The sequence below is a fragment of the Fodinibius sp. genome (genome assembly GCF_041642155.1).
Lineage (GTDB): Bacteria > Bacteroidota > Rhodothermia > Balneolales > Balneolaceae > Fodinibius.
Map to the genome: position 1 here is coordinate 1 of NZ_JBEPWZ010000123.1, position 8,168 is coordinate 8,168.

The 8,168-nt window shown below is 48.7% G+C and carries 5 protein-coding genes and 1 pseudogene; all 6 read left to right on the plus strand.

All coding sequences use genetic code 11. From position 1 onward, the window contains the following. Positions 1-847: pseudogene (locus ACESLU_RS08550) on the plus strand (hypothetical protein); the annotation flags it as partial. A 48-nt stretch (positions 848-895) separates the two neighbouring features. Further along, a complete protein-coding gene (locus ACESLU_RS08555; RefSeq protein WP_372637903.1) occupies positions 896-1,711 on the plus strand; it encodes a hypothetical protein in 816 nt (271 codons plus the stop codon). Continuing rightward, positions 1,711-3,099: a type II secretion system protein GspD gene (locus ACESLU_RS08560; protein WP_372637906.1), complete on the plus strand. Its 1,389-nt coding sequence runs from the start codon at positions 1,711-1,713 to the stop codon at positions 3,097-3,099. The genes ACESLU_RS08555 and ACESLU_RS08560 overlap by 1 nt, the downstream gene beginning before the upstream one ends. A gap of 1,417 nt (positions 3,100-4,516) precedes the next feature. Continuing rightward, positions 4,517-5,812, plus strand: a complete 1,296-nt coding sequence (gene purB, locus ACESLU_RS08565) for an adenylosuccinate lyase (protein WP_372637909.1) — start codon at positions 4,517-4,519, stop codon at positions 5,810-5,812. 86 nt (positions 5,813-5,898) lie between these two features. Next, the gene (locus ACESLU_RS08570) at positions 5,899-6,897 is read left to right on the plus strand and encodes a hypothetical protein (protein WP_372637912.1); all 999 of its coding nucleotides are present in this window, start codon (positions 5,899-5,901) and stop codon (positions 6,895-6,897) included. A 13-nt stretch (positions 6,898-6,910) separates the two neighbouring features. After that, the gene (locus ACESLU_RS08575) at positions 6,911-7,996 is read left to right on the plus strand and encodes an acyl-CoA reductase (protein ID WP_372637915.1); all 1,086 of its coding nucleotides are present in this window, start codon (positions 6,911-6,913) and stop codon (positions 7,994-7,996) included. Positions 7,997-8,168 lie beyond the last annotated feature (172 nt).

Genomic DNA, 8,168 nt, shown 5'->3' on the forward strand with positions numbered 1-8,168 from the left:
CTTATTCAGTAAGATACTGTTCCAGCTGGATACCGGTGAACTGAGCGGCCTGGATCGGATTCTGATTACAAACATTGATCCGAATGGAGCATCCATACGTTATTTCAGGAAGCAGTTTCCCGACGTGACAGTAGATGAGTTCCAGTTTAAAGCGGATACCCTCACCATTCCGGAACATCTCGTGGAGGTCAGCCCATCATTTACTTCGGCTATTGGCGCTGCTTTATCAGCAGGCGAGACCAGAAATCCGAATTTCAGGGAATATTCAATGGTGCCCGCTTATGTACGTGAACGCCAGAATATGCTGAAACTGCGATGGCACGGAATGATATTGCTGGTTCTTCTTCTGGTAACCCCGACCGTATGGAATGTTATGTACCAGGAAAAACAGGATAAGATTGAAGAATACAATGCAGAGTTGTTCCGTACAGAATTGAGGATCATGGATTTGGAACCGGTGGTAGCAAAGGCCGGCGAAACCCAGCAGCTTTACGAGTTGGAACAAACGAAAATGGAGCTTCTCAACTCGCTTAGTGAGGGGGCCTACTACTGGAGCGAAACGCTTAAAACATTAAATGACGGGTTGGGGTCTATTAAAAATGTATGGATAGAAAGGATCAAACATGTTGAAGACGGATTCATGCTCCAGGGTTATAGTATGACGCGGGACAGAATTCCTCAGGTGACCAATCTTTTTGACAGGGCCGATTTACAGGCAGTATCTGTTGTAGAGATGCGAGAGATGAAACTGTACAAGTTTTCGATCAAAGGCTACAACAATGTTTCAGAGGATCTGGGCAGCAGGTTCGAGAAGATCCCGAATGACGGTAATACAAACAAAGAATAAGCAAGGACAGGAAGAATAATGACCTATGCAATTAGAAACTCACTCATAATGGCTGCTGTATGGCTTATCATGGTCGGCGCCGGCTGGTCGCGGTTTTATTGGGTGGAAGACACCGAAATAGCCCGGCTCGACAATGAGATTGTCCAAAAAACGGAAACGCTGCTGGAACACCAGCAAATAGCGGGCAACTACGAGGACCTGCAGAATAAGTATCAGACGTTGAAAGACGGCGTGAAAAAAAATGCGAAATTGCTTGTGAAAGCAGAAAATGCCGATCAGGTATATAGTGCATTAATTTCATTTGGAAAGGATGATGCCTTCACGTATATGAATTTCATTTCCGTGGATTCCACGAAGTATGACAACTTCGGGTTATTGGAATTTGATATCAGTGGAGAAGGCTATTATAGAAATTTTAACCAGTTTGTAAATCAAATCGAATACGGACCTTCATTGTTCAAGATCAAAGAGATGTCCATTGAACCTTTGACCGGTGTGGAAAACCTGGGCAGGGTGCATTACAGTTTTAAGCTGGAAAGCATATATGATCGGAATGCTATTTTTGAGGATTACCCCATAGAACCGAAACAAGAGCTGCCGGCCTATACGTACAATTCATTCTATCCCTTGATTCATGATGTGATGGAAAACGACGAAAATCTTCCGGATGTAGAGGCGAGCAAACTGTTAAGTGTAGGAAAGGATTTTGTTTCGCTGCGGGATCAAAATGGCGTAATTCAATATCTCTATATCGGCGATGAGGTATACCTGGGGAAGCTTCTTAGTGTTGACACCCATAAAAATTCAGTGACTTTTCGGTTGAATAAAGGCGGAATTATAAAATACATAACACGGGTATTATAATGATAACAACAGGAATTAAAGGAGTAAAGCACACGCTCTTCATTGCAGTGACGGTATACGCATTATCTCTGCTTTTTCACCAAACTGCAAAGTCACAAATCAGTACGGAAACACCGGTAAGGGAGTATACGAATCCCGAAGAGCTGGTTAGTTTGAGCAAGAACATGACGTTTGATGAAGCAGTCAGTGTGCTTAATGAATACAGTCAGCGGTATGCCGAAAAAGTTATTGTCGATCGAACCAACACCACCGACGAAATTGGGGTTCCAATCAATCAAGTGTATTGGAAAGAAGGGCTGCAATATATCGCCGATGTACAGGGGTTGCAGGTGATTGAAACTTCCCGGTTGTTTGAACTTCAGCCTGCTGCGGCGGAACAAAGGGCCGGGTATGGTAAAGCAGTCGAAGAAAAAAGAGCCGGCGAAGGGGCTTTATATAATTTTGGCAGCCGCGAAGTTCGAATCAAGGCCATTTTCTTTGAAGGTAACAAACGAGCGCTCCGTGAGATTGGAGTAGACTGGAGCACCATCCGCAATTTGGGATCTCGTCCAGACGACCTGGGGCAAATTATAGATCCGAGTTCCGGAGGTGGGGGCGGTGAAGGCGGGACCTTGCCGGGGACCAGTTTCAATAATGAATACGTGGAAGTCAATTCGAGGTCCGCCCAGGAGGTTTCCCAGGACCTTTTTAATGGGATTGTCAATTTTGGGGAGATTGCAGGAAGTGGTATTGAGGTACGAGCTTTGTTTAGGGCTTTTGAAGCTAATAACCTTGGTAAAATACTTGCCACACCAGAGATTAAGGTTTTGGATGGCGAGGAGGGCCGTATCCAGGTAGGACAGGATTTCTCTATAAAACAGCGGGATTTTGCCGGGAATGTAACGGATCAATTCTTTAGTGTCGGGACGATACTTACGGTTACGCCTCATATTGTCAACGAGGGAGATTCCACTTTTGTTGACATGGAAATAAGTGCCGAGCGTTCAACTGCCCAGCCCGACCCGGTAAGTACTGTAATCAATAAACAACAAGCCAATTCCCGAATATTGCTGCTCGACGGGGAATCTACCGTAATTGCAGGATTGTATCGAACGGAAAATGCTAAAGTTCGCAAGGGCATACCATTGCTCAAGGATCTGCCGGGATGGTTCTTTGGCTTGCGCTATCTCTTCGGCTATAATTCCGATGATCGGATTGAACAAGAATTAGTGATCCTTATGAAGGCCAGTATTGAACCAAGATTGTCGGAGCGCAGGAGCCGGCGTCTTAAATCGTCCCAGGAACTTCTGGAGGAACAACGTTCCCGGTTTCGTAAGACGGGGGATGCCTATGAGCAGTTAGAGAATACCAGCAAAGGAACGAAAGAGAAAGATGCCGACTACAGGTAAGAACGTTACCGTTTAAAACCTCTCAAAACCCGTGCCCTTTCCCGGGGCATTTATGAGGCAAGCCTGGGTTGTGGAAATCGACCCGGGCTTTTTTTATTTCCACTGGTTACGGGCTGGTGCCTGTCATTTACGGGCGGACCTCAGACGGCTCCGTTTTTTTCGTCTATCCATTGGTTTCTCCGCTGTGCTGGGGCCAAAAACGGACAACTCTTCCTTGGTCAAGCTAAAAAGAGCAAAGGAGTTTCTCCGTATCCACCGCCGCAGTGCGCTCATTTTCACAGCCGGTCATTTTTAGGGTTGATAATACCTCCACTGCCGGCTACGACCCTCTTCGTCGGTGGTTCCACCTGTGAAATCGAATACCCTCCGTTGGTAATGGAACGATAGCACTTCCAAAAACTGCGGGGAATGGCCGGTTACATGCGCTGGAATAATTATTTGAGCCTGGTGTGTAATAAATAACCGCACACGATGTGTAATAATTGGTCATTATGATTTTGCAGATATCTCCCTTGACAGATTAAATGAAGGCTCCATCTTCTATCCTTTTCTTCGGATATTTTTATATAACCTGTTAAGTATAGTAATAACAATAAGTTAAATGATTGTAATAGAGCCTATTACAAGTAAGCAGTATCATTTTCTATCACTTGTCAATAGTTTTGGCACACTGTTTGTAGTTAATATATAACAGAGAGATAGCAGCAGTAAAAGTAGAAGAGACATCAAGTTGAGAGAACACGATAAGTAAAAGAGAGAGGTTACTGGGAGAGCATTCGTAAAGGGAGAGACTGATTCAAGTCTCTCCCCAACCGAATGTCAAGCACAGAAAAAACAAAAAAATATATACGCTGGAACAACGGAAAAATTGACGAAAACGATGCTTTGGTTAGGCATTTTAGACAGAACAAAAGGATTAATGCCTTTATGAGACAAAAAGATAAAAAGCCGGTCCTGTGATTCGCAGGATCAGTACGTACGAACACTGGGAAGAGTCGTACTGTTTCAAGAATGAATTTGAATCTGCAGGGGGGATAAGCCATTCAGCAAAACGATGAAACAACGAGAGCAAGAATGTAAACCTTGACTAAACCTCAAAATTCGTACTCTTTCCCAAGAGTATTGTATGGGGTCGAGCCTGGGCTGTGGAAATCAGTCCAGGCTTCTTTTATTTATCAAAGTTCACCAGAACGCTCCTGTGTGCCGGCGTCTGCGAGCCGGGGGACCGGGGGGATGCAGCACTTGCAGAGGGAGCTCACCAATGGAACGAAGCCTTGCAGGGAATACAAATCATAGATACGCTCGGCCCTCGCAAAGGGCACTTTCTATGGAAAGCGGTTTGTCTTTTCTCCTTTACAAATAAATCCAATATCTTTGGGCCTGCACGATAATCCCAAAACTATTGGATCAGAACGTCATGATTGAGCGATATTCCCGCAAAGAGATGGCCGATATATGGTCGCTGGAAAACCAATTTCAAGCCTGGCTCGAAGTAGAGCTGGCTGCCTGCAATGCCTGGAGCAAGCTGGGCAAGATTCCCAAAGAGGACGTCAAAAAATTATATGAAAAAGCCTCTTTTGATGTCGACCGCATAAAAGAAATCGAAAAGCAGACGCGTCACGATGTGGTGGCTTTCACGCGCTCTGTTTCCGAATCGCTCGGCGAAGAAAAAAAATGGGTGCACTATGGACTGACGTCAACGGATGTGGTGGACACCGCCAATGGTTATCGCCTGAAACAGGCCAACGAGATTCTCCGAAAGGATATCCGGCACCTTATTGATATCCTTGCAGAGAAGGCCAGGGAACATAAGTTTACGGTAATGATGGGACGCACGCACGGGGTGCACGCCGAACCCACAACTTTTGGGCTCAAATGCGCGCTCTGGTATGCCGAGATGAAGCGAAACCAGGAGCGTTTTGAAGAAGCGGCCGGGCAGGTAGAGTTTGGTAAAATGAGTGGATCGGTGGGCACTTTTGCCAATATACCGCCGGAGGTGGAGGAGTCGGTTTGTGAGGAATTGGGACTGAGGGCCGCTCCTGTATCCACCCAGACCCTGCAGCGCGACCGGCACGCGAACTATGTGGCCACGCTGGCGCTTATCGGATCCACCCTGGAGAAAATAGCGGTCGAAATACGTCACCTGCAGCGCAGTGAAGTGCGAGAGGCCGAAGAGTTTTTCCGGAAGGGACAAAAGGGATCCTCGTCTATGCCCCACAAGCGTAACCCGGTGAGTTCTGAAAATATTTCGGGATGCTCGCGCGTGCTGCGCGGTTATATGATGTCGGCCTACGAAAATATCCCACTCTGGCACGAACGGGATATTTCGCATTCCTCCGTCGAGCGCATCATCCTGCCGGATGCCACCATTTTGCTGGATTATATGCTCAATCGTTTTTCGGGGGTCGTGGAGAAGCTGACTATCTTCGAAGACAATATGCACGACAACATTTACAAGACGTATGGCCTGACGTTCTCCCAGCGGGTATTGCATATGCTGATCGATAAAGGAATGTCGCGTGAAAAAGCGTACGATACGGTCCAGCCGCTGGCGATGCAGGCGTGGGAGGAGCAAAGGATGTTCCGTGACCTCGTGGAGGCGGATGAGACGATTCAGGCGAACCTGACGGAAGAGGATATCGAGGAAGCCTTCGACCTCGATCACCACACTCGAAATGTCGACCGGATCTTTGAAAGGGTGGGTCTGAAGTAAGTATGCACCTGCCGGTAAGCCTTGTCGAGGCAGTGCATTTTGGTATAGCATGGCCCTATCATGATTACACCTGATATTCAGTTTTGATGAGAAATTGGTCTGATATTATATTTTCGGATGAGCTCTCGTTTGAAGAAAAAGCGAGACAGGTCTTTGAGTACCAGGTGGAGCAAAACCCGGTGTATCGGCGATACTGCAAGGCGCTGGATTCCGGGATTCCAAAAGCAATGGAAAAGGATGTTTCAGCGGCTCCCCTGCTTCCCCTCAAGGCCTTTAAGGATGCGGAGGTGACAACCCGTCCCCCTGCCAAAGCTGACCTTGTATTTAAAAGCAGCGGCACCTCCGGCATGAAACGGAGCGTACATTATGTGGCGGACGCGGGACTTTACGAGCAGTCGCTGTTAAAGGGGTTCCGCCGGTTTTATCCGTTGGAGCGATCGGTTATATGGGGCTATACGCCGGGCTATGCCGAAAACCCCCATTCTTCACTGATCTACATGATCCGGACACTCGTCGACCGGGACTCCACCGGGTTGAGCCGGTTTCTGCCGTTGGGCGAGTCCCTGGATGAGGACGCCATCCGGGTGATTGTGGAAAGGGGCAAGCAGCTCATCCTCTTTGGGGCGGCTTTTGGCCTGCTGGATCTGCTTGAGATGGATCAAACGCCCTTGCCTTCGAACAGTATTGTCATTGAAACAGGTGGCATGAAAACGCACCGGCGCGAGATCTCCCGGGATCGGCTGCACCAGCGGTTAGCGAATGGCTTTGGACTGGATGCCAGCCGGGTCCACTCGGAATACGGGATGGCGGAGCTGCTGAGTCAGGCATATGCCAGCGGGGGTAAATGGTTTAAGACGGTGCCCTGGATGCGGGTCACTGTCCGGAATTCGGGTGATCCGGATGAAGTGTTGCCGCCCTATGAAGAGGGACTGCTGGGCATTATCGATCTGGCCAATGTGTACAGTTGCCCGTTTCTCCTTACAGGCGACAGAGGGATTATGGACAGCAAGGGCCGGTTCCGGGTACTGGGACGCTGGAACCCGAAAGATCTGCGGGGTTGTAATTTCCTGATTGACGAGGATTAATTTTTTTTAAGGTATGGCAGATATAGAAAAACGCATAACGACCCTGCTTGAAGCCACGCAGAGCTGGCTTCAAGCGGACAACCATTACCTGATGGATGCTATTGACCGGACCGTTCAGGAGGGTTATTTCAGTTTTGAGGATGTGCAATTTGCCATCGATGCCATTCAAAAAAGCATTGACAGGGAAGCGATACAGGCGTGGGCCGGGGAGGCTGGATTAAACGGCGGGTATGATCACGGGCGGACACAGCATCAGAATGTGCTATGCCTTCACGCCGGAAATTTGCCGTTGGTGGGGTTCCAGGATGCGTTCAGCACGCTGCTGAGCGGTTCCCGCTATACGGGTAAAATTTCGCGCAAGGACCCTTACCTGCTCCCGACTTTTTTGAATGAGGTGAAGAAGACAGCGATATGGACCGGCGTCAATGTGCAGTGGGCGCACCGTCTGGATGATTTTGAGGGTATGCAAAACGATGCCATCATCTTTGCGGGATCCGAATCATCGGTGCCGGGCGTTAGGGAAGCCATTCGGAAATGGAATCTTGCCGGCCAGGATTGCCGCTACCTCATCCGGACGGCCCACTTCTCGATGGCCTTCCTGGATCGAAAAGAGAAGCGTGTGATCGAGGATCTGGTGGAAGGGATCTTCCGCTACGGGGGAAAGGGCTGCCGGTCGGTGGCTTTGGTGGTATCGGGCTATTCGCTGGATGAGATCAAAAGTGAGCTCCAGGAAGCTGTTCATTCCTTCTGGCTGGAAAATCCCCAGCATCTCATACCGCCACCCGGGCTTAGACAGCAGTATGCCTATAACGAGGCTGTAGAACGTCCCCAGCTGTGGCTTGATCATTTTCTTCTGCAGGAAGGGGGGCTTGAGTTCGACCGTGATTTTGTCAGCTACTGGGTGCAGGGAGATGAGGAGACGGTAGCGGAGTTAGCAGAACAGTATGAGAGGCAATTGCAGAGTGTCTATATTGCCCATCCCGGCGTGGAAATACAGGGCCTTGAAAATCAAACGGAACTTCTTGGCAAGGCCCAGCAACCATCGATTTCCTGGAAGCCGGACGGGGTGGATACGCTGGCCTGGCTGGTGAATTCGTAGCCGCCTTATAGTCCGCCATTCCGCCATCCTGGTCCCTTCGACTGCCACAATGAGCGTTTGCAGTTGTGTCTGTGCTGGTAGGCTACCATAGCGATGGACAAGGTGGTTTTTTTACTCCGTCGGTCGCCCCAGAAGCATCTTCTTGAAGGGCTCGCGTAGATCGGAAGAGCAC

Coding starts and splice junctions, on each gene's coding strand:
- ACESLU_RS08555 (WP_372637903.1), top strand. CDS start 896: ATGGCTGCTGTATGGCTTATCATGGTCGGCGCCGGCTGGTCGCGGTTT.
- ACESLU_RS08560 (WP_372637906.1), top strand. CDS start 1,711: ATGATAACAACAGGAATTAAAGGAGTAAAGCACACGCTCTTCATTGCA.
- purB (WP_372637909.1), top strand. CDS start 4,517: ATGATTGAGCGATATTCCCGCAAAGAGATGGCCGATATATGGTCGCTG.
- ACESLU_RS08570 (WP_372637912.1), top strand. CDS start 5,899: ATGAGAAATTGGTCTGATATTATATTTTCGGATGAGCTCTCGTTTGAA.
- ACESLU_RS08575 (WP_372637915.1), top strand. CDS start 6,911: ATGGCAGATATAGAAAAACGCATAACGACCCTGCTTGAAGCCACGCAG.